Raw genomic sequence first — 21856 nt, forward strand, 5'->3', positions numbered from 1 at the left:
CTACCGACCGATATACTCGCAGCCTGCTCCGGTTTTCGAGGGGTTGCTGTGCGAAGACGTCGTTGGCCTCATTCACCGAGGCCAGCCGATTTCGCAGAGTTTCCCTTTAGACGCCTTAGGAAAACGTGACGAACGTAGTATGTTCGGTGCTGAATCGTTTTTCCCGAAGACGGCTACCACCAGCAGTACCAACGAAGAGTCACGGGTCAGAGGCACCCCCGGCATGATAGAGCTCGAACAAGAAGATCCAATCCCGCAAGGCGACCTGGCCCTGCAAATCACCGCGCTTCCTCGCGAAACCAATGGCTTCGGCGATATTTTCGGCGGCTGGCTGGTGGCGCAGATGGATTTGGCAGGCACGGCGATGGCCAGCAAGGTTGCTGGCGGGCGCGTCGCCACCGTGGCGATCGACCGTATGGCGTTCCTGGTGCCGGTGGCGGTGGGTGCTCAGCTCTCCTTTTATACCCAGGCGCTGGAAATCGGCCGCAGCTCGATCAAGATGATGGTTGAAGTCTGGAGCGACGATCCGTTGTCCAGCGAGTGGCGTAAAGTGACCGAAGCGGTGTTTGTGTTCGTCGCCATCGATGGCAGCGGTCGCACCCGCTCGGTTCCAGCAAGGGCTCGCTGAAGGCGATTCTAAACCTGGCGTTTGTTTTGCGGTCTGTAGTCGTCATTGTTCCTGATCGAGAGCTGTCCCATGAACACGCCCAACGTTGAAGCGGTAAAACTGGATGAACTGAACTGCTGGCGTATCCGCCACGGTCAGGCCGAATTACTGGTGGCCCAGCAAGGCGCGCACATCCTCAGTTATCAACTGGCGGGCGAGCCGCCGCTGATCTGGCTCAATGACGAGGCCGTGTTCAAGACCGGCAAGAGCATCCGCGCCGGCGTGCCAGTTTGTTGGCCGTGGTTTGGCAACCTGACGCGCAATCCGCAAAGTGTCCAGGCGATGCGCGTCAGCGCTGAAGCGCCGCCGGCTCACGGGTTGGTGCGAGCGATGGACTGGGAGTTGGGCGGCATCGAAGCCGAAGGCGAAAGCCTGAAGATCGAGTTCCTTCTGCCCTACCCCGAAGGTGGCCTGCCAGGCTGGCCGCACCAGGTGGACTTGAAGCTGAGCATTCGTCTGGATGAGCAACTGCATATCAGCCTGACCAGCCATAACCAGGGCGCTGAAACCGTCAGCATCAGCCAGGCGCTGCACAGTTATTTCGCCGTCAGTGATGTGCGCCAGGTGCATGTCGAAGGCCTCGATGGTTTGAACTACATCGAGACCCTGGACGACTGGAAAACTGTCACCCAGCGCGGTGACCTGCATTTTGCCGGCGAAACCGACCGCATCTACCTCGACACGCCGGCGCAATTGAGCATCGTTGATCCGCAATGGGAACGACGCATTGAACTCACCAGCAGCGGCTCGCGTTCGGCGGTGATCTGGAATCCATGGATCGCTCGCGCCGCCGCGTTCAGCGACATGGCTGACGATGGCTGGCAACGCATGCTGTGCATCGAGACGGCGAACGTGATGGGTGATGTGGTGAATCTGGCACCGGGTGCCAGTCATACCCTTGGCGTGAGTATCGGTAGCAAACCGCTGTAAACCTGTAGGAGCCGGCTTGCCGGCGATGGCGCCCTCAAGATCGCTTTCGCCAGCAAGCCGGCTCCTACAGTACTTTTACAAATCCGACTCTTCCACGACTCTGACCTTCGCCGCATCCAGCGCATACGCCGCATCAGCCAGATCATTGCTGACCTTCTCGACCTTCAACGTACCGGTCACCCACAGCGGCGTGTAGATATCGTTCAGCTTCAAGCCTTTCGGATACCGCACCAGCACCAACTGGTTGGGCGGCGGAGGCGGCACATGGATGCAGGCGCCCGGATACGGCACGAGGAAGAACAATGTGCTGTGCCCCTTGGCGTCGGTTTCCAGCGGCACCGGATAACCGCCGATACGAATGTTCTTGTCGTTCATCGACGCCACGGTTTTGGTCGAATACATCACCGCCGGCAAACCTTTGGCCTGCTTCATCCCACCCTTTTCGGTAAAGGTGCCAGTGGCTTCGGGCGAGTCGTGATCGATTTCGGGCATGGCCTCGAGGGCTTTCTGGTCCGACTTGGGCATCAGGTCGAGCCAGTCGGTTTCCGGCAGCTCGCCGGCATGGGCAAGGCCCGCACCCAGTAATAGAAAAGTCAGCAGAAGACGGCGCATGAAGGTGCTCGGCAAGGATAAGGAAATCGCCGAGCATTCTAGCCCTCCCGGCTTGCACGGCCGAGAGGGTTTGTCACTTGAATCAGCTCTTTTTGACCAGGCCGTAGATCACCAGCAATACAACAGCGCCTACCAGTGCACCGATGAAGCCGGCACCTTCACCCGCATGATAAATACCCAGGGCCTGGCCGCCGTAGGTGGCTGCCAGCGAACCGCCGATACCGAGCAGGATGGTCATGATCCAGCCCATGTTGTCATCGCCCGGTTTCAGGAACCGCGCGAGCAGGCCGACAATCAAGCCGATAAAGATGGTTCCGATAATTCCCATGGCATTTCCCTCTGATTGAATTGGCTGAGTCCTAGCCAAAGCCTAGTCAGACTTTGGCATCCTGCCATCAGAGAACGGTGCAACCTCAATGGTTCCACCGCTGCCACATGAAACTATTCGGCGATGAGCGCTTCGACCTTGAGGATCTGCGCGGCCAGCGTCTCGCGGTCTGCACAACGCAGGTTGGCGTGACCGACCTTGCGGCCGACCTTGAACGCCTTGCCGTAATGATGCAGATGGCAATCGGCGATGGCCACGACTTTCTCGGTGTCCGGTACTTTACCGATGAAGTTGAGCATGGCGCTTTCGCCAACCTTGGCCGTCGAACCCAACGGCAGACCGGCCACGGCCCGCAGGTGGTTTTCGAACTGGCTGCACTCGGCGCCTTCGGTGGTCCAGTGCCCGGAATTGTGCACACGCGGGGCGATTTCGTTGGCTTTCAGGCCACCGTCGACTTCAAAGAACTCGAACGCCATCACGCCGACATAATTCAGCTGCTTGAGCACACGGCTGGAGTAGTCTTCGGCCAGGGCTTGCAGCGGGTGATCGGTGCTGGCCACGGACAGCTTGAGAATGCCGCTGTCGTGGGTGTTGTGCACCAGCGGATAGAACTTCGTTTCGCCATCTCGAGCGCGCACGGCGATCAGCGAGACTTCGCCAGTGAACGGCACGAAGCCTTCCAGCAGGCACGCCACGCTACCGAGCTCAGCAAACGTGCCGACGACGTCTTCAGGGGTGCGCAGGACTTTCTGGCCCTTGCCGTCGTAACCCAGGGTGCGGGTTTTGAGCACGGCCGGCAGGCCGATGGAAGCCACGGCGGCATCGAGATCAGCCTGGGACTGGATGTCGGCGAACGCCGGGGTTGGAATCCCCAGGTCCTTGAACATGCTCTTTTCGAACCAGCGATCGCGGGCGATGCGCAGGGCCTCGGCGCTCGGATAAACCGGCACGAACTGCGACAGGAACGCCACGGTTTCGGCTGGAACGCTTTCGAACTCGAACGTCACCAGATCGACTTCATCGGCCAGTTGACGCAAGTGATCCTGATCGCCGTAGTCGGCACGCAGGTGTTCGCCCAACGCCGCCGCGCAAGCGTCCGGCGCCGGGTCGAGGAAAGCGAAGTTCATGCCCAGCGGAGTGCCCGCCAGCGCCAACATGCGACCCAACTGGCCGCCACCGATTACACCGATCTTCATCGTCAACAACCTCAGGCGATGCGTGGGTCTGGATTTTCCAGGACGCTGTCTGTCTGCTCAGCACGGAAGGTTTTCAGCACTTCATGGAACTGCGGGTGCTTGGCGCCCAGGATGCTCGCCGACAGCAAGGCAGCGTTGATCGCACCAGCCTTGCCGATGGCCAGGGTGGCGACCGGAATGCCCGCAGGCATCTGCACAATAGAGAGCAGCGAATCGACGCCCGAGAGCATCGCCGACTGCACCGGCACACCGAGCACCGGCAGGTGGGTCTTGGCCGCACACATGCCAGGCAAGTGGGCCGCGCCACCGGCACCGGCAATGATCACCTCGATGCCACGCGCCTCGGCTTCTTCAGCGTACTGGAACAGCAGGTCCGGGGTGCGGTGGGCAGAAACCACTTTCACCTCGTAAGGGATGCCGAGCTTTTCCAGCATATCGGCGGTGTGGCTAAGGGTGGACCAATCGGACTTGGAGCCCATGATCACGCCAACCAATGCACTCATCGTCGTGCCTCTTCTCTCTGGGCGCCCGCAGGCGCATCAAAAAACAACAAGCCACGCATTATGCGTGGCTTGATTGTACGAAATTATGGCCGGTCGTAACCGGCCGAAGGCCGCGCAGTATACCTCAAAGAAGCAGATAAACAGCCCCTGTGGTGACCATCTGTCATACGGGCAAAAAACAGGTATTTCCTGACTATCAAGTCAGTCAATCGAATGCCGGCCGATCGTGAACTTCCCTGATTTTCTGGATCAGTAAATATCGAACACCTTAAATAACTTAAAACAACTTGAAACTTGCCAGAAGACTTACACCAAGATAATTATCAATGACATTGATACGTAACTGAACAGGAAGTTCAAAACATGAAAAAACCCATCTCGATAATGATCGTCATTCATAAAGACCTTCAAAACCATCAAAAAGCTGCTTTATATGCCGATTATTTTTCGTGGCTAAAACCAGAGCTCGAATCCATTTCCGGGCGGGATGTCCGGTTTTATATGCTTCATCACGATGAAGTACCGAAACTGGCAGAGTACAACTTCAGGAACGAAGACGCTTCGGCATCGCTGGATGGCTGGAGAGACTTGATACAAGACTGGTATATAAGCCTGACGCAAACCGGCGAGTATGAGTCGAACCTGACCAAATTCCTTTTATTGACTCGAAACAACATCAACGCAACGGCAGGCGGACTTATCGCAGTGACACTCGGATACGCCGAAATCAAAGGGCACTGTGCAATTGCAGCAATCACATCCGTCCGCGCTCCCGCACATGAAATTGGACACATGCTTGGCGCAACACATGAAGACAGCGAAGTCATCTATGACGGCTGGTGGCACGATTCGATCATGTTGTCGGACTCGTTCTCAGGCGTGCGCGGAAACGCCTATCGATACAGTGACAAGAACAGGGAAAACATTCGCGAACACCTCAACAAATTTGCATAGTCAAAGTACCGCCAACAACCGACACCAAAACCCATTTTGAAATTCTGACTTGTCGATATAGCGCTTCCATAGAAAGGAATCACTGATGCCGCTACTTCCGATTACCTTAACCGTTTTTTTGCATGAAGATCTGAAAGACCAAAACCTGAATCTGCTCTGCAGTCATTACTTTGACTGGCTGGAAGACCACATCACCGTAATTTCAGGTCGCGACATGAATACCGAATTCATAAAACCTTCAGACGCGCCTGGCATCAGCAGCATCGATTACAAAACCGAGGATCTTCAGCACCTTCTTAAAAAATTTAATGCCGAAGTCGTACTTTATGTAAAAAATACTAACGGTAGTTTCGAAAATGCCATTCACAAATACATGCTGTTAACGCGCGACATCATTAACGAAACAACCCTGGGGGTGGCTGCCAGTCCAGGCGCTTTCGCAGTCGCATCGATCACGGACTATTTCACTGCGGCCCACGAACTGGGTCACATGCTCGGTGCGAGCCATGAGGACAGCGGCGACATCACGACTTACTACGGACCCGCCAAGTCGCTCATGCATGCAACCGCTGACGGTATCGGCGCCCGCTTCAGCCAAAGCAATGAGGACAATATTCGCCGTTACCTCGGTCAGTACGATTGAGACAGGATTGCGACAACGCCGCTGGATCCAGGCCACTCGCGTGGCCAGGAGGATTTCGCCCTCATACAGCAGAGCTCGCCGCGCCCCCTTCAAGCTTGCGCCAGAGCAACCGCACATTCGCCTTGCGCACCAGTGCGCAGCGATACAAACGGATCTCCAGCGGCACATGCCATTGCGGCCCACCACAAACCACCAGCTCACCGCGCGCCAGTTCGGCGCGCACGCTAAGTTGCGGTACCCAGGCGATGCCCAAACCTTCCAGGGCCATGCTTTTCAGGCTATCGGCCATGGCAGTTTCGTAGATGGTGGTGAAGCGCAATGCCCGTTGTCGCAACAACATGTTCACCGAACGGCCAAGAAACGCACCGGCGCTGTAGGCCAGCAATGGCACGCTGCCCTCGCCTTCCAGATCGAACAGCGGTTTGCCATCCGCATCCGCCGCGCAGACCGGCAGCATTTCGGTGTGCCCCAGGTGCAACGAGGGGAAAATTTCCGGGTCCATCTGCATCGCCGCGTCCGGGTCATAGAACGCCAGCATCAGGTCGCATCCGCCTTCGCGCAGGGCATGCACGGCGTCGCCGACGTTGGTCGCCACCAAGCGTGTGGCGATGTTCAAACCTTCGTTACGCAGCTGTGCGATCCAGCGCGGAAAGAAACCCAGCGCCAGCGAGTGCGCGGCCGCGACCTGCATCACTTCGCCCTGCCCGCCTTCCAGGTGATGGAGATGGCGCAGCACTTCACCGAGTTGCTCAACCACGGTTCGGGCAGTGACCAGAAACAATTGCCCCGCTGCCGTCAGCTCGATCGGCGTGCGCGAGCGATTGACCAACTGCAGCCCCAACGCTGCCTCCAGACTGCGGATGCGCCGACTGAACGCCGGCTGCGTGACGAAACGTCGTTCAGCCGCCTGGGAGAAACTGCGGGTGGCAGCCAGAGCACTAAAGTCCTCCAGCCATTTGCTTTCCAGATTCATCACGTCCTCCCGGACACGCACCAATTTAGGTCACACGCTCGCCGTCAATCCGGCGTCACACGGGCATTATGCCGAATATGCATAGCCTAGTGTTTAACAGCATTGGCCCAAAAATCTCCACGAGCCTAGCATTCGCAGCGTTCCGGCATAGACCGGGTTCATATCGAGATGATTTCTATCATGTCCTCCGCTGCATCTTTCCGCACAGAAAACGACCTGCTTGGCGCCCTCGAAGTACCGGCTCAAGCGTATTACGGCATCCAGACCCTGCGAGCGGTGAACAACTTCCGCCTCTCGGGCGTTCCGATTTCGCATTACCCGAAACTGGTTGTGGGCCTGGCAATGGTCAAACAGGCCGCTGCCGACGCTAACCGCGAGCTGGGTCATCTGAGCGAAGCCAAACACGCTGCCATCAGCGAAGCCTGTGCACGATTGATCCGCGGTGATTTCCACGAAGAGTTCGTGGTCGACATGATTCAAGGTGGCGCCGGTACTTCCACCAACATGAACGCCAACGAAGTGATCGCCAACATTGCGCTCGAAGCAATGGGCCATCAGAAAGGCGAATACCAATACCTGCACCCGAACGACGACGTGAACATGGCGCAGTCGACCAACGACGCCTACCCGACGGCAATCCGCTTGGGTCTGTTACTGGGTCACGACGCGCTGCTGGCCAGCCTCGACAGCCTGATTCAGGCGTTCGCGGCCAAGGGCCAGGAATTCAACCACGTCCTGAAGATGGGTCGTACCCAGCTGCAAGACGCCGTACCAATGACCCTGGGTCAGGAATTCCGCGCTTTCGCCACCACCATGGGCGAAGACCTGGCCCGTCTGAAGACGCTGGCCCCGGAACTGCTGACTGAAGTGAACCTGGGCGGCACCGCGATCGGCACCGGCATCAACGCCGACCCGCGTTATCAAGCGCTGGCGGTACAGCGCCTGGCGCTGATCAGCGGTCAACCGCTGGTTCCGGCGGCCGACCTGATCGAAGCCACGTCCGACATGGGCGCCTTCGTACTGTTCTCCGGCATGCTCAAGCGCACCGCGGTCAAGCTGTCGAAGATCTGCAACGACCTGCGCCTGCTGTCCAGCGGCCCGCGTACCGGCATCAACGAAATCAACCTGCCGGCACGTCAGCCAGGCAGCTCGATCATGCCAGGCAAGGTCAACCCGGTTATCCCGGAAGCCGTGAACCAGGTAGCGTTCCAGGTCATCGGTAACGACCTGGCCCTGACCATGGCAGCCGAAGGCGGCCAACTGCAACTGAACGTGATGGAGCCGCTGATCGCTTTCAAGATCTTCGACTCGATCCGCCTGTTGCAACGCGCCATGGACATGCTGCGCGAGCACTGCATCGTCGGCATCACCGCTAACGAAGCCCGCTGCCGTGAACTGGTCGAGCACTCGATCGGCCTGGTCACCGCGCTGAACCCGTACATCGGCTACAAAAACGCCACCCGTATCGCCGGCCTCGCCCTTGAAAGCGGCCGCGGCGTGCTGGAACTGGTGCGCGAAGAAGGTCTGCTCGACGAAGCCATGCTCGCCGACATCCTGCGCCCGGAAAACATGATTGCTCCGCGTCTGGTTCCGCTCAAAGCCTGAACCGACGCGTTACTTGTAGCACCGCTCACCAGGTCGAGGGACTAGACACCTCTCACCTTTTGAGGGCCTGGAGATCATTCTCCAGGCCCTTTTTTTTGCTTTTTTTTCGGTACCGTACGACGTGACACGGCTGACGCTCAGCGTCATGCTCCGCCTCAAGCCGTTTCAGTTTTTTCGGAGATCCACCATGAATGCCTCGACCTACCCTGCCGCCCAGCACGTCATGGTGCTCTACACCGGCGGCACCATCGGCATGCAAGCCAGCGCGCATGGCCTGGCCCCGGCGTCCGGTTTCGAAGCGCGGATGCGCGATTACCTGCACAGTCAGCCTGAACTGGTTGTACCGCAGTGGCGCTTTCGCGAGATGTCGCCGCTGATCGACAGCGCCAACATGACGCCGGTGTATTGGCAGCAATTGCGTGAAGCAGTGGTCGATGCGGTGGATGTGCAAGGCTGCGACAGCGTGCTGATCCTGCATGGCACCGACACTCTGGCCTACAGCGCCGCCGCCATGAGTTTCCAGTTGCTCGGCCTGCATGCTCGCGTGTGTTTCACCGGCTCCATGCTGCCGGCCGGCGTGACCGACAGCGATGCCTGGGAAAATCTCGGCGGCGCTTTGGTTGCCCTTGGCCAAGGCCTGGCGCCGGGCGTTCACTTGTACTTTCACGGCGAGCTGCTTGACCCGACCCATTGCGCGAAGGTCCGCAGTTTCGGTCGTCATCCGTTCAAGCGCCTGGAGCGCCAGGGTGGTGGCGTGAAAGTGTCTTCGATGCCGCAACAGCTGAACTACCAGCAACCCAAACAGCTGGCGAACGTTGCAGTGCTGCCGCTGTTTCCCGGCATCAGCGCCGGGATTCTCAATGGCCTGGTCGACAGCGGCATCCAGGGTCTGGTGCTGGAGTGCTACGGCAGCGGCACCGGGCCGGGCGACAACCCCGAGTTTCTCGCCAGCCTGGGCCGTGCGCGGGACAAGGGTGTGGTGGTGGTCGCGTTGACGCAGTGTCATGAAGGAGGCGTCGAGCTGGATGTGTATGAGGCCGGCAGCCGTTTGCGCGATGTGGGCGTGTTGTCGGGTGGCGGCATGACCCGCGAGGCAGCGTTCGGCAAGTTGCATGCACTGTTGGGTGCGGGGCTTGATACAGAGGAAGTACGGCGACTTGTCGAACTGGACCTGTGCGGCGAACTGAATTGACCTGACACCCTGTAAACCTGTGGGAGCGGGCTTGCCCGCGATGACGGCGGCACATCCGGCATTCTCGTGAATGACACACCGCAATCGCGGGCAAGCCCGCTCCTACAGGATCGATGCCAGCCCAACCAGTCTCGGCACACAACTTGCTCCGTGTTCCAGCATCCCAAAGGCTGGAAGTACTCATGCTCCACTCCCACCTCACCACTCTCAACGCCGTTTCGCTGATCCTCAACACCTTCAAGGCCGAGGGTTTGTCCAGCGAGGCACTGCTGGCCGGCAGCGGTATCAGTGCGGCGGACCTGAGCCGGGCCGACACGCACATCACCACCAATCAAGAGATGCAGGTCTGCGCCAACGCCGTCGCGCTCAAACGCGATATCGGCCTGGAACTGGGCCGGCGGATGCACGTCTCCTGCTACGGCATGCTCGGTTACGCCCTGCTCACCAGTGCCACCTTCGGTGACGCTTTGCGTCTGGCGATGCGCTATCCGGCGCTATTGGGAACAGTGTTCGAGCTGAGCCTGGAAGAAGATGGCGAACGGGTTTGGTTCTCTGCCGCCGATTATCGTGAAAGCCCCTCGATGGCGGTGTTCAATGCCGAGTTCTGCCTGGTTTCACTGAAAGTCACCTGCGACGACTTGCTCGGCCACCCGCTGCCCTTGCTCGCCGCACGTTTCGAACATACCGCGCCCGACTACGAAGCGACCTACGCCGAGCATTTCAATTGCCCGCTGCAGTTCGAGGGCCCCAACAATGCGTTCGCTTTCGACAAACGCTGGCTCGATCAACCCTTGCCACTGGCCGATATCATCACCCATCAAACGATGGCCGAGCGCTGCCGCAAACAGAATGTAGAGTTCACCGGACGTCAGGCCTGGCTGGGGCGGATTCGGCAATTGCTCAGCGCACAGCTCAATGCCGCGCCAGGCCTCGAAGGACTGGCCGAGCAGATGAACTGCTCAGCGCGCACCTTGCGCCGACATCTCAAGGATCTGGGTTGCAGCTATCAGGAATTGCTCGACGAATTGCGTTTCGAGCAGGCCAAGCAAATGTTGTGTGAGGATCAGCTGCCGATCTATCAAATCGCCGAGGCTTTGGGCTTCAGCGAGACCGCGAGTTTTCGCCATGCGTTTGTGCGCTGGAGCGGTGTGGCGCCGAGCCAGTTCCGCCCACACGGATAACACTGTAGGAGCGCGCCCTGACAAGTAAGGGGCGAATTTCGGTCAGTTTTTTTGGCCGTATCGATCCCCTTTTGGCCTTTCCTGCCGTTCTCCAAAACTGCCCATGCCGCAAGACTGTGTTCAATCGAATCCGCCTTCGGAGAACAAGAAATGCTGACGATCTACTCGGACGATCACCACCTGCACCACGGCCGTTGCGAATTGATAGACGGGCAACTCAAGCCCTGCTTCGAGATGCCTTCGCGCGCCGACCATGTGCTGGCCAGGGTGCAAAACCAGAATCTGGGCCCGGTGGAAGCGCCCAAGGATTTCGGCCGCGACCCGATCGAGCGTATTCATAGTCGCGACTACCTCGACTTCTTCAAGGGTGCCTGGGCCCGTTGGACCGAGTTCAACACCGACGGTGATCTGCTGCCCTACACCTGGCCGGCCCGCACCTTGCGACCGATCAAACCGACCAGCCTGCACGGTCAGCTCGGTTATTACAGCTTCGACGGCGGCGCGCCGATCACCGCCGGAACCTGGCAAGCCGCGTACAGCGCAGCGCAAGTCGCCCTGACGGCCCAAGCGGAAATCCAGCGCGGCGCACGCAGTGCATTCGCCCTGTGCCGTCCACCGGGACATCACGCTGCCGGCGATTTGATGGGCGGTTATTGCTACCTCAACAACGCCGCCATCGCCGCCCAGGCGTTCCTCGATCAGGGCCACAAGAAAGTCGCGATCCTCGACGTCGATTACCACCACGGCAACGGCACGCAATCGATTTTCTACGAACGCAGCGACGTGCTGTTCACTTCGATCCACGGCCATCCGGAAGCCGAATTCCCGTTCTTCCTCGGCTATGAAGACGAGCCGGGAGAAGGCCCCGGCGAAGGCTTCAACTTCAACTATCCGTTACCGGCCGGTTCGGGCTGGGAGGCATGGAGCGCGGCGCTGGAGCACGCCTGCAACGAGATCAACAGCTACGGCGCCGACATCATCGTCGTCTCCCTGGGCGTCGACACCTTCAAGGACGACCCGATCTCGCAGTTCAAGCTCGACAGCCCGGATTACCTGGCCATGGGCAAGCGCATCGCCGGCCTCGGCAAGCCGACACTGTTTGTGATGGAGGGCGGTTACGCGGTGGAAGAAATCGGCATCAACGCCGTGAACGTTTTGCAGGGCTTTGAAAGCGGCCAGTGAACAACGACTGCAATGCACTTAAGCGCAACACTGAACCCTGTGGCGAGGGAGCTTGCTCCCTCGCCACAGTTTTTCGCTGATCGAAAGGTAACCGATACATATCTACCACCCTGTCAGGTACATGCTCCCCTACCGTAGATGTCCCGAGGCGATGATCCCATCGCCCACATCGTCACAGGGAAATGACAATGACAGAGACGGCTAACACACCGCTGCCGAAGAAAAGTACTGCGGCCCACGAAACCCGACAAGGCCCCACCGTCAGCGATGTGGCGGCGCAAATGCTGCGACAGGCCTTGAAAGAGCGCTACCCGACCCGCGATCTCGATCCCGACCAGATACTCATCGGCACCCCGCAGTGGCAATACATTGAAGATCAACTGATCGCCGGCCCGATTCAATACGAAACGCTGACCCAGGCGTTGGTGCGACAGTTCTTCACCTCCTCCACCGCCCACTATTTCGAAGGTGAGCAGTTCCTGACCCGCCTGCCGCTGCTCACGCCCGTCGTGCACCTGAACATCAGCATCGAAGAAATCGGCGAGTTGCTCAACGACTACGCGCCTCTTTTGTTTGTCGCATTTGGCCAGCGCCAGTTAGCGTTCTGGAACGACAAGGGGCACAGCGCGCCTCGCTGGCAGGAGCTGTCCAACGCGCTGCAAAAAATGCTGGACGTAAATAGCGCCAACGGCTGGAACAGCGATCAATGCTATGTGGCGCGAGCTGTATTTCAATATCCCGATAAACAGGAAAGAACAAAGCAGGATCCAACGGTTGCCAACATCAAGGTCTGTCTGATCGACATTGATACTGTCGACGCGCAAGGCACCCGACATCTGATGATCGGCGGCGCAGCCGTCATTACCGGGCAATACAAAGGTCGCAACCTAGTGATGATGTACTCCGTAGAAGACGATTATGAATCCTTCGACTCACTGGAAAAACTCGGCGCTTCGCTGCCTGCACGGATAGACGACGAGCTGGCAAGGCGTAGCATGCAATGGCGCTTGTTCGAACCAGACGGCAATTTTTTCGACCACATGGCCTGGGCGCTGATCAGTACGCAAATTGACACGTTGAGTGCCATCACCGGTGAAAACCCATCGGAAGAACCCTTGCATCACAACGCCCCTCAAGGGCCTGCGCGAAGCCAACTTGACGAGGCGATACCTGACTGGCTGGCTGATGCCTCGGCTGCGGATCTGGATGTCTACAGTCAATCCATCAAGGCCATGGGTAAATTGCTCAAAGTATCCGACCCTGCGCTCTACAAGATCCCGCCCATTACTGACTTTGCTCAGCAAAAAATGCGTGAAGCGATCCTGGCGGACAACAAGACAAACGCTGCCGCGCTGCCCCTCGACAAGCTCGAAATCACTATCACCAACAGCTTCGAAGCGGGTGGATTGACACTCCCGAACCCGCTCGACAGGCACACCGAAACGCTCGGTGAATATGCTCTCGAAAACGAGGCGCCCTACCAGGCCACTCTGCGCTTCACAGATGAACACACAGTCCCCGACTGGCTGACCATCGATTACCTGACGGCCAAGGCAGCTCAGGTCAATATTGGTGAGACGTATCCGACGTTGATCAAGAGCAAGCTGATTGATGACAACGTTCAGTCAGCTCTGCAAGAAAGTGCTTACATCAAGCAATTGCGCGTACTGCTGCCGCTTATGGCGCTGGAGCACAAACTTCGTCAACTCGCAGGCATTGATGAACAGGGCTACCGTACCCTGCGTGCATGGCTCAACCCCACGCCGGGCAATCCGCAACCCGTGGTCATTCGCCCTCTCACCTTCACCCATGGCGGCAGGCATACCGGCGATAACGTCGCCAACATGTTCATCATCGCTGCACGCGATACCGACGTCGGGCCTTGCCTGCTCTATCGCCCGCTGTTCGAAAAACCCTTGCTGCAGTTCCCTGCAGAGCAAAACCTGATTTATGCCCTGCATCAACCGGGAGAGCTGCGTGACTCAGTTCTGGCCTGGCTGCCCGACACCGCCCTGAGCTTCAAATATGCCCAGTACGCATTTCCTGTCGGCCTGCCTTCGCCTTGGCTGTCGACCCAAATACTGGCCGAACCCTGGACTTCAATCACATGGGCCGGCCCGGTCGGGCTCTCTTCTGATGAATTGACGGGCGATGTGTTTTCCGTGCTGTTCAAGAGCAATGCCAAAGCCTTGGCCGAACTCGCTGATCGGCAATCGCAATCCAACGCCGAGCGAAGGTGGGCATTGCTGCGCGAAAGCGGGTGGGCAGTGTTCAACGTCGCGTCGAATTTCTTCAGTGGCGCGGCGGGCGTCGCGGTGTGGGTCTGGCAAGCATTCGCCGATATTCAGCAAGCGCAGGATGCCAATTTGCGTGGCGACAAACTTACTCAGTGGTCGGCAATGGGTGACCTGCTGTTGATGCTGGGCATGGTGTTGGCCCATCGAGCTGTTTCAAGACGCAAGGCAGAAGTGACGCCTGAATCAGGACGACGAAGTGAGATGGCCGAAACGATCATTCGCCCAGAACCCGTCACGCCGCCGACGATAGAAATGAATGTCACGCCCCTCACCGGCGACCTGCCCATCAGCCACTACTCATCGCTTGAAGTCGGCGGTTCCATCCCCCGCCGCTCACCCACAGCGCTGGGTAAATATCTGGACAGCATCAAAGTCCCGATGCCTGATCTGGCGAGTGACGGTTTGACGCTGCTCAAACGAGGCAACGCTTCGTTGCATCAACTGGAGGACACACTATTCGCAGAAGTCGGCGAGCGCTGGTTCAAGGTTGTTGAAGATGAAGACGGGGATGTAAAAATTGCTTACCCGGCCAACCCTGCACGTACGGGTCCTCTATTGATTCATGATCTACAGGGGCATTGGCATCTGGACTTGCGCCTGCGGCTGCGTGGTGGTGCCGGCGGGGTAAGCCTCAAAAGCCAGTTGCACGCCAAGCGCAAAAAAGACCTCGCAAGAAAAGAGGAGCTGGAAAAGGCGATAAAGGAATTCAAAAACCTTGAGGACACCAAACGTGCTGCCTTCGAAAACTCACAAGAGCAATTGGCAACCACTCCTGAAAAGCTCGAAGAAGAAACAGAGGGTTCGTTCCTTACGCTTCTCGAACAGCAAATCACGGACTACAAGGCGGCTCTGGAGCAAGTCGAGGAGCTGAGGTCGTTGCCTAAGGCTGGTAGCAATGGTGGCAATGAGCGGGACTTTAGAAACCTGTCCTGTGAACTGGAAAAATACATCGGCCTGTGGTTTTTAGCTAAAAGAAAGACCTACGCAGAGCTCCTTCGCCGTCTGACGAACGAATCTGGGGCAACCGCTTCACGGCAAACCTTGCTGGACGATGCCAACAAGGCCATTCAGTTGAGCGACAAGATGATTGCCCAGCTCCAACTTTCCCACGCAACCATGGATCGACTCATTGATGTTGGCAAAATCGGTATACCTCAAGCATCCGCGATGAAGAGATTGCTGCCAGCTTTCACACAGTGGGACCTTAAGGCCAACCAGATTGCCATGTCCTACGAGCTGACTCTGAAGCCCGCTGCCGGCATCGATATGGAGCCGGTATCCGAAGCTGTTGCCAAGGTCATCGTGGATGCAACGACCGCCAGCCGACAAGTGGCAAAACTCCTGAAAACACCAGCAGACGATACGACCACCGCAATTCGCATCGAAACCTTAAGCACTCAGATCGACACATTAGCCGATGCCGAACAGCGCTTGCAGGATTTACCCAACGACTTCCCGGAACAGGTTCAACCTGTCGAATTGGAGCGGGTGCGCGGCCTGATCTGCGAATTCAAGGCGTCGGGGCAAGACCAGTTGGGCAAACTGATACCCAGTCAGGCGACCGCTAAAACTACCACCGTCAAACACGCCGTCGCAGGCCCCTCAAGGCTCGCCGGCAAAGTCAGTAAAAGCCGACCGCGGGCCTCTGCGAAATCAAAGGTTTCGGAACCTGAACAGTCGCAGAACGAGGATCAGGATTTTGAAGCGGCTCTGCCCGTCAAGGCAGCTCCTGCCTTGTTACCGGTACGTACCGACAGGCTTACTGTCTACGAGGGCGATGAGTTAAACCTGGACGTTGATAACTTCGTCGAGCGAACACGTAAGGATGCCCTTAAACCCCAGCGAGTGCCCGCAGACATGCAGGACCTCTTCGATCTACGAGCGAACCGGATGGAGCAAATGGCTGTCGATGTCGAGCAGATCCTGCGCAAGTCCCCAGGTACGTTTCCCGTCGCGTCCCTCCCCGGAGAGCTCAGAGCAAAGGCCACCCGCTTACGCAAGGAAGGCATCAAAACCCGCGCCATGATGCTCAAGGAGCGCTATCCCCGTCAGGCCTATCTGCAATGGATGCTAAGCAATAACCAGGTACGGATCGTCAAAAACGAGCAAGGCCGGATCAAGACAAAACAACGCAAGGATTACTTTGAGGAATACCGGATTCTCGACTTCACCAACAAGGATCAGCCATTGTGGCTGGCGCACTTTCACTACGACACGCTTGGGGCTGCGAAAGAGCAATTCACTGCAGCACACCTGAAAATCGCTGATCAGCATTTGGCCACATTGAGTGTTGAACGTCGCAAGGAACTGATGGACCTGGCGCCCATCGACTACGTATTGCGCGCCATCACCGAGCCGGCGGTATTTTTTGATCTGGAACCCAAAACCTGACACCGGCTGGCCGGCTAATCGGGGCCACGCCATACCTCTTTCAGTTGCACCAGGGCTGCCGCTATCGCCGCTTCAGGCACAGCGGCAAACCCCAGGACCAGACCTGCACGATTGTCCTCCGGTGTCTTTGAATCTGGCAGCCAATAGCTGCTCAGTCGATTGATTTCGACACCGACACTGGCAGCCTTTTCAACCAACTCACGTTCGCGCTCCAGATTGTCTACCGGCACGGTCATGTGCAGCCCCGCCGCCACACTGGGCAAGCTGCCTACGCCCGGGATATCCACAGGCCAGTCGCTCATCAAGGCATTGCGTCGACTCAAGGCGGCGCGGCGCATGCGCCGGATATGCCGCTGGAAGTGCCCGGCGGCCATGAACTCGGCCATCACCACCTGGGTGCTCACTTCGGAATGACGCACATCCACCGCCCGACGTTGCGCAAAGGCGTCCACCAGCCCCGGCGGCAACACCAGATATCCCAGGCGCAACGCCGGGAAGGCTACTTTGCCAAAGGTGCCGACGTACAACACTCGACCACTGCGATCGAGTGCCGCCAGCGGCGCCAACGGTGCGCCGCTGTAGCGGTACTCGCCGTCGTAGTCGTCCTCGACGATCCAGCCTTGAGTACGCTCGGCCCAGGCCAGCAATTCCAGACGCCGTGCCAGGCTCATGACCACCCCGGTCGGGTACTGGTGCGACGGCGTGACATAGGCCAAACGACAATCGCCCAGCGCCGCCAACTCAGTACAGGCGATGCCCTCGCTGTCCACCGTTACGCCGTGCAATCGAGCCCCCGCCACCGCGAACGCATGCCCGGCTGCTCGATACCCCGGATTTTCTATGGCAACCCCGTCCCCCGGCTCCACCAGCAGCTGTGCACAAAGGCTAATCCCCTGCTGTGCGCCACTGGTGATCACAATTTGCTCAGCCGTGCATTGCATGCCTCGGGAACTGCGCAAGTACGCCGCGATCATGCCGCGCAATCGTGCATCACCCGCCGGGTCGCCATAGCACAGCTGCTGCAAATCCGGTTTACGCCAGAAAGCCGCGTTCAGCTTGGCCCAAACCTCGAAAGGAAACAGATCAAATGCCGGAACACCGACCCGAAAAGCCCGCGGCGGGCCACTCGGTGGCGTGGGCAAATGGTGTTTTTCAACGCGCCCTAAAGCAGCACTGTGGATAATTTTGCTGGATGGATCCACAGGTAAATCAAGCCGTTTTGTGGATAAGGCTGTGGGTAACCCTGTTGAAAAGCCTGTGGATACTTTTGTGGATAGTTTTTTTGGCGACAAGGCATTCTGAGGCAGTTGCGCGACATAAGTCCCGTCTCCAACCCGCCCCTCAATAAACCCTTCGGCATAGAGCTGATCGTAGGCACGCACCACGCTGTTTCGGGAAATCGCCAACGCCGCCGCCAGATCGCGGCTCGCCGGCAAGCGCGTGCCACTGGCCAGGCGTCCGTCCAGCACCCGCATCCGCAACGCTTGATAGAGCTGACGGCTCAACCCCTGACGGCGATCCAGTTCGATACCCGCGGGGTTGAATGACAAGGACAGTGGCTCGTTGGTCATTTCAATGGACCTATGAAATTACACATAAATGGCTCTTACACCAGACCAATATCCTGCCTAGGATGCAAGCATTCGCCAAGGGGAAATTTCCATGTACACGCCAAAAGCCTTCGCCATCGACGACCTGCAGGAAATGCAGCAACAGATACTCGGCACCCGCCTCGCCTTGCTGGTCACCCACGGTGAGCAAGGCCTGCAGGCTAGCCATCTACCGCTACTGCTTGATGCCGAGCAAGGGCCGAACGGAACGCTGTACGGTCATTTCGCCAAAGCCAATGCGCAATGGAAGGAGCTGCAAAACGGCGCTGAAGCATTGGTCATTTTTGCCGGCGCCGACGCCTACGTCAGCCCCGGGTTTTACCCGAGCAAAGCTGAACACGGCAAAGTCGTACCGACCTGGAACTACGTGGCCGTGCACGCTTACGGCAGTGCTGAAGTGTTCACCGACGCCGAGCGCTTGCTCAAGCTGGTCAGCGCCCTGACCGACCGTCATGAAGCCAGCCGCGCCCAGCCATGGAAAGTCGCCGATGCACCCGCCGACTACATTGAAGGGATGCTCAAGGCTATCGTCGGGTTTGCCCTGCCGATCCAGCGCCTGGAAGGCAAACGCAAGCTCAGCCAGAACCGCAATGCCGCCGACATCGCCGGCGTGCGTGAAGGGTTGAGCGCCAGCCCCGACGTCCACGACCAGACCTGCGCCCATTTGATGCCCAAGGAATGAACATGAGTCAGATCGAAATCCGCCAGGTCAGCGCCGACGACCACGCTGCCTGGCTGCCGCTGTGGCAGGCCTACCTGGCCTTCTATAAAACCGAATTGCCGGAGTCTGTCACCCAAAGCACCTGGCAGCGCATGCTCGACCCGAGCGAACCGACCCACGCCGCCCTCGCCTGGGCCGATGGCAAAGCGGTAGGCATGGTGCATTTCATCTACCATCGCTCGAACTGGGCCATCGAAAATTCCTGCTACCTTCAAGACCTGTTGGTAGCGCCAGAAACCCGCGGCACCGGCGTCGGCCGCCAGTTGATCGAATTCGTCTACACCACGGCCAAGGCCGACGGCTGCAGCAAGGTCCATTGGTTGACCCACGAATCCAACGCGACCGCGATCCAGCTCTACGAGCGCATCGCCGAACGCCCCGGGCTCATCCAGTTTCGCAAAGCCATTTAAAGTTCAAGGAGAGCAATATGTCGACCTCACTCGCCGACTGGAAAGGCGTCCCGGCACCTAGCGTTCAACTGATCGAAGGGCGCTTCGTCCGCCTGGAAAGACTCGACCCGGCGCGCCACAGCGACGGCTTGTTCAAAGCCCTGCAAGGCCCGGGCGCCGACCCGAAACTGTGGGATTACTTACCTTACGGCCCCTTCCCGGAGCGCAGCGTATTCAACGATTGGCTGAACAACCACGCGACCCAAAGCGACCCGTACTTCTTCGCCGTCATTGACCGCGCGAGCGGCGATGTACAAGGCATCCTCAGCCTGATGTCGATTGTCCCGGCCCAAGGCCGCATCGAAATCGGCCACGTCACTTTCGGCGCGCCGATGCAACGTTCACCGAAAAGCACCGAAGCGGTTTACCTGCTCGCCAAGGAATCCTTCGCCCTGGGTTATCGTCGCCTGGAATGGAAGTGCAACAACGCCAACGCCCGCTCCAAATACGCCGCCGAGCGTTTGGGTTTCAGTTTTGAAGGGGTGTTCCGCCAGCACATGGTGGTCAAGGGACAGAACCGTGATACCGCGTGGTATTCAATTCTGGATTCGGAATGGCCTGCGATTGGCGCCGGGTTTGAAACGTGGTTGAGCGATGAGAATCAGACGGCGTCCGGGCAGGTGAAAGGCCTTGTGGAGTGCCGAGGATAAGATTCCTGAGAGATCGCAGACTTCGAGAGAGCTAGCTGCCGAAGACTGCGATCTTTGAGAGATCAGCTGAATTCACGCCGAATTCGCACCACACCCATCTTCAATCCGAATGGTCTGAATACAGCATTCAACGATTTAAGCGTCTGATTCCCTTCTCCATGCTCGATATGCACCAGCGTCCGTACCGAAATTTTGCACATCTTCGCGAATTGCGTCTGGTGCAGACCGGTGATTTCAACGCGCAATCGGCGAACCGCTTCGCCAACTTCAAGCGTGCCTTGAGCTAACGCCTCTTGAATACTTTCTATGAGCAAAGTGCGCTCGGCAACGGTCATGCTCATTTCAAGCCCCAGTCTTTCAAACGTTGCTCCAGATTCTTCAATGCTATTCGCGGATGATTCATGGTTACTTCAGGTAATCCGCCCGCTGCCAGGATGTCCGGGAGAGCCATAAAATGGTTGGCATCTTCACGCAGGCGCTCAAAAGAGTCTTGCAAATCACTCAACCCTGCCAACGGGTCTTTCGGATTGTCGATGTTGGATATTGCCCGGCACACACCACGCCAATCGACGTCTCCCGCTCGTTCTAAATTCTTTGGCCATTTGGTAGACCGAGTAATACCTTCATCGTCCATCACCATAGGCGCCAGATCGTAGATCGGTGCCAGGCGAAACGAAGCCACGTCACGGATAATTGCGATGTTGCGCCCATGGTTATCCGAGTTACCGAGGATTTTGTTGAGCAAATCCCGACGCAAGTAATCGGCTACAAGATCAGGAATTTGCTCCGTCTGCCCCGCTTCACGCCAAAGCCCTGCCAATAACCGGATAACTTCCATGTGATCCATAGCACTACCCGGTGTAGTGATGTTTGCCAGCGAGTAGATGGACTCCACGGCAAAGCGCTCGACACCTGTTTGGTTTACATGGCGGTCAGAACGCTGCATCAGGGTAAAGAAGACCTGCCTTGTTCTGGGTCAACAATAGCTTCGGTGCCTCACCACCAGCCCCCGTAGCACCGCCAATGGCAGCACCCTGCTCATAGGCATACTCAAGAAACCGATTATCGCGACTAATAACGTCCTGCCGTTCAAACCCCATCGACTCACGTTGGTCCATCGCTTCAGCGGATTCTTTTACCCGCATGTTCCCGATCGGCGCCGGAGTGCTTCTGGCCAACAAGAAAAGGTCAGCACCCACATCAACAGGCTTGTCTCGCCCCATGCGCGCCAGAAGAAACCTTTTGGCCGCACCGGCAGGTGCAATGTCATGCACAAATGCCGGTGCGTTGGATCTCCGACCATCCCAATCCAAGGGAAACCTCGCACTCACCGCTTTGGCGAATGGCGTGCCGATGTCCTCATAGTTATCAAAAAGATAGGTTTGCGCATAACCAAAGCTGCATCGACTTTCGAATCCTTTTTCAGGACTGTCGAAGCTCAAAACCATAGCGTCCTGCCAGTTCCCGGCTTCATAGATTTGTAAGGTCAGATCGTACATAAAGCGGTACCTGCATCTAAATGCACATTGTTGTGCAGCGCCCGAACCATGAACTGCAATATAGTGCATTCTCAATCGTGAAAAACTAGAAAGTACGCAATAAAATGCAGACCTGCGTAACTTGTGCCGAGAATTACGCAAAACAATGCAGATCACCTTTGGTATTGAATACTGCACGAGCAGTACGGTAGACCTGCTCTTTGAGCTGCGATAGCCGCGCACATCTCGAATTGCTGTAAGAAAATACGTCAGATCAAAGGGATAAAAACTGCC

The 21856-nt window shown here is 57.8% G+C and carries 19 protein-coding genes and 1 pseudogene; 12 read left to right on the forward strand and 8 right to left on the reverse strand.

What is annotated here, in order from left to right:
• Window positions 1–223 precede the first annotated feature (223 nt).
• The gene (locus QYH43_RS12085) at window positions 224–628 is read left to right on the forward strand and encodes an acyl-CoA thioesterase (RefSeq protein WP_053164119.1); all 405 of its coding nucleotides are present in this window, start codon (window positions 224–226) and stop codon (window positions 626–628) included.
• A 69-nt stretch (window positions 629–697) separates the two neighbouring features.
• Window positions 698–1597 (forward strand): D-hexose-6-phosphate mutarotase, encoded by a 900-nt coding sequence (locus tag QYH43_RS12090; RefSeq protein ID WP_095057861.1) that lies wholly within the window; start codon window positions 698–700, stop codon window positions 1595–1597.
• A 75-nt stretch (window positions 1598–1672) separates the two neighbouring features.
• Here QYH43_RS12090 and QYH43_RS12095 read toward each other — a convergent pair whose 3' ends face one another.
• The 4 genes from QYH43_RS12095 to purE form a co-directional block, all read right to left on the reverse strand.
• On the reverse strand, window positions 1673–2209 hold the full coding sequence (locus tag QYH43_RS12095; RefSeq protein ID WP_095057862.1) for a DUF3299 domain-containing protein: 537 nt from the start codon (window positions 2207–2209) through the stop codon (window positions 1673–1675).
• An 82-nt stretch (window positions 2210–2291) separates the two neighbouring features.
• Window positions 2292–2537 (reverse strand): GlsB/YeaQ/YmgE family stress response membrane protein, encoded by a 246-nt coding sequence (locus QYH43_RS12100; RefSeq protein ID WP_301157116.1) that lies wholly within the window; start codon window positions 2535–2537, stop codon window positions 2292–2294.
• A gap of 113 nt (window positions 2538–2650) precedes the next feature.
• Complete coding sequence (locus tag QYH43_RS12105) at window positions 2651–3733, reverse strand: 5-(carboxyamino)imidazole ribonucleotide synthase (RefSeq protein ID WP_095057864.1); 1083 nt, start codon at window positions 3731–3733, stop codon at window positions 2651–2653.
• Between the two features lie 11 nt (window positions 3734–3744).
• Window positions 3745–4236: a 5-(carboxyamino)imidazole ribonucleotide mutase gene (purE, locus tag QYH43_RS12110; protein WP_034149342.1), complete on the reverse strand. Its 492-nt coding sequence runs from the start codon at window positions 4234–4236 to the stop codon at window positions 3745–3747.
• A gap of 363 nt (window positions 4237–4599) precedes the next feature.
• Here purE and QYH43_RS12115 point away from each other — a divergent pair, with 363 nt between their 5' ends.
• Both QYH43_RS12115 and QYH43_RS12120 read left to right on the forward strand, forming a co-directional pair.
• Window positions 4600–5190: a reprolysin-like metallopeptidase gene (locus QYH43_RS12115; protein ID WP_301157117.1), complete on the forward strand. Its 591-nt coding sequence runs from the start codon at window positions 4600–4602 to the stop codon at window positions 5188–5190.
• Between the two features lie 85 nt (window positions 5191–5275).
• On the forward strand, window positions 5276–5833 hold the full coding sequence (locus QYH43_RS12120) for a hypothetical protein (RefSeq protein WP_095057866.1): 558 nt from the start codon (window positions 5276–5278) through the stop codon (window positions 5831–5833).
• 61 nt (window positions 5834–5894) lie between these two features.
• On the opposite strand, the gene QYH43_RS12125 is transcribed toward QYH43_RS12120, so the two are convergent.
• On the reverse strand, window positions 5895–6806 hold the full coding sequence (locus QYH43_RS12125) for a LysR substrate-binding domain-containing protein (RefSeq protein ID WP_095057867.1): 912 nt from the start codon (window positions 6804–6806) through the stop codon (window positions 5895–5897).
• A 180-nt stretch (window positions 6807–6986) separates the two neighbouring features.
• On the opposite strand from QYH43_RS12125, the gene aspA reads away from it, so the two are divergent.
• The 5 genes from aspA to QYH43_RS12150 all read left to right on the forward strand — a co-directional run bounded on the left by aspA (window position 6987) and on the right by QYH43_RS12150 (window position 16654).
• Window positions 6987–8411 carry an aspartate ammonia-lyase gene (gene aspA / locus QYH43_RS12130; protein WP_008045549.1) on the forward strand — a complete coding sequence of 475 codons (1425 nt, stop codon included), beginning with the start codon at window positions 6987–6989 and terminating at the stop codon, window positions 8409–8411.
• Between the two features lie 187 nt (window positions 8412–8598).
• A complete protein-coding gene (locus tag QYH43_RS12135) occupies window positions 8599–9603 on the forward strand; it encodes an asparaginase (protein WP_095057868.1) in 1005 nt (334 codons plus the stop codon).
• A gap of 182 nt (window positions 9604–9785) precedes the next feature.
• Window positions 9786–10784 (forward strand): AraC family transcriptional regulator, encoded by a 999-nt coding sequence (locus QYH43_RS12140; protein ID WP_095057869.1) that lies wholly within the window; start codon window positions 9786–9788, stop codon window positions 10782–10784.
• A 150-nt stretch (window positions 10785–10934) separates the two neighbouring features.
• Window positions 10935–11966 carry a histone deacetylase family protein gene (locus QYH43_RS12145; RefSeq protein ID WP_095057883.1) on the forward strand — a complete coding sequence of 344 codons (1032 nt, stop codon included), beginning with the start codon at window positions 10935–10937 and terminating at the stop codon, window positions 11964–11966.
• A gap of 188 nt (window positions 11967–12154) precedes the next feature.
• Window positions 12155–16654 (forward strand): DUF6543 domain-containing protein, encoded by a 4500-nt coding sequence (locus QYH43_RS12150; RefSeq protein ID WP_301157118.1) that lies wholly within the window; start codon window positions 12155–12157, stop codon window positions 16652–16654.
• Between the two features lie 14 nt (window positions 16655–16668).
• Here QYH43_RS12150 and QYH43_RS12155 read toward each other — a convergent pair whose 3' ends face one another.
• Window positions 16669–18225 carry a PLP-dependent aminotransferase family protein gene (locus QYH43_RS12155; protein WP_301157119.1) on the reverse strand — a complete coding sequence of 519 codons (1557 nt, stop codon included), beginning with the start codon at window positions 18223–18225 and terminating at the stop codon, window positions 16669–16671.
• A gap of 91 nt (window positions 18226–18316) precedes the next feature.
• On the opposite strand from QYH43_RS12155, the gene QYH43_RS12160 reads away from it, so the two are divergent.
• From QYH43_RS12160 to QYH43_RS12170, 3 genes are read left to right on the forward strand one after another with little or no spacing between them, the layout of a single operon-like run.
• Complete coding sequence (locus tag QYH43_RS12160; RefSeq protein ID WP_095057886.1) at window positions 18317–18946, forward strand: FMN-binding negative transcriptional regulator; 630 nt, start codon at window positions 18317–18319, stop codon at window positions 18944–18946.
• Between the two features lie 2 nt (window positions 18947–18948).
• Window positions 18949–19395 (forward strand): GNAT family N-acetyltransferase, encoded by a 447-nt coding sequence (locus QYH43_RS12165; protein ID WP_095057887.1) that lies wholly within the window; start codon window positions 18949–18951, stop codon window positions 19393–19395.
• A gap of 17 nt (window positions 19396–19412) precedes the next feature.
• Entirely contained in the window at window positions 19413–20084 is a 672-nt protein-coding gene (locus QYH43_RS12170) for a GNAT family protein (protein ID WP_095057888.1), read from the forward strand.
• Window positions 20085–20146: 62 nt separating this feature from the next.
• Here QYH43_RS12170 and QYH43_RS12175 read toward each other — a convergent pair whose 3' ends face one another.
• Both QYH43_RS12175 and QYH43_RS12180 read right to left on the reverse strand, forming a co-directional pair.
• Window positions 20147–20425 carry a helix-turn-helix domain-containing protein gene (locus QYH43_RS12175; RefSeq protein WP_095057889.1) on the reverse strand — a complete coding sequence of 93 codons (279 nt, stop codon included), beginning with the start codon at window positions 20423–20425 and terminating at the stop codon, window positions 20147–20149.
• A pseudogene (locus QYH43_RS12180) lies at window positions 20422–21583 on the reverse strand (HipA domain-containing protein). The gene QYH43_RS12175 and the pseudogene QYH43_RS12180 overlap by 4 nt, the downstream one beginning before the upstream one ends.
• Window positions 21584–21856 lie beyond the last annotated feature (273 nt).

The sequence above is a fragment of the Pseudomonas sp. C32 genome (assembly GCF_030417915.1).
In the GTDB taxonomy this organism is placed as follows: domain Bacteria; phylum Pseudomonadota; class Gammaproteobacteria; order Pseudomonadales; family Pseudomonadaceae; genus Aquipseudomonas.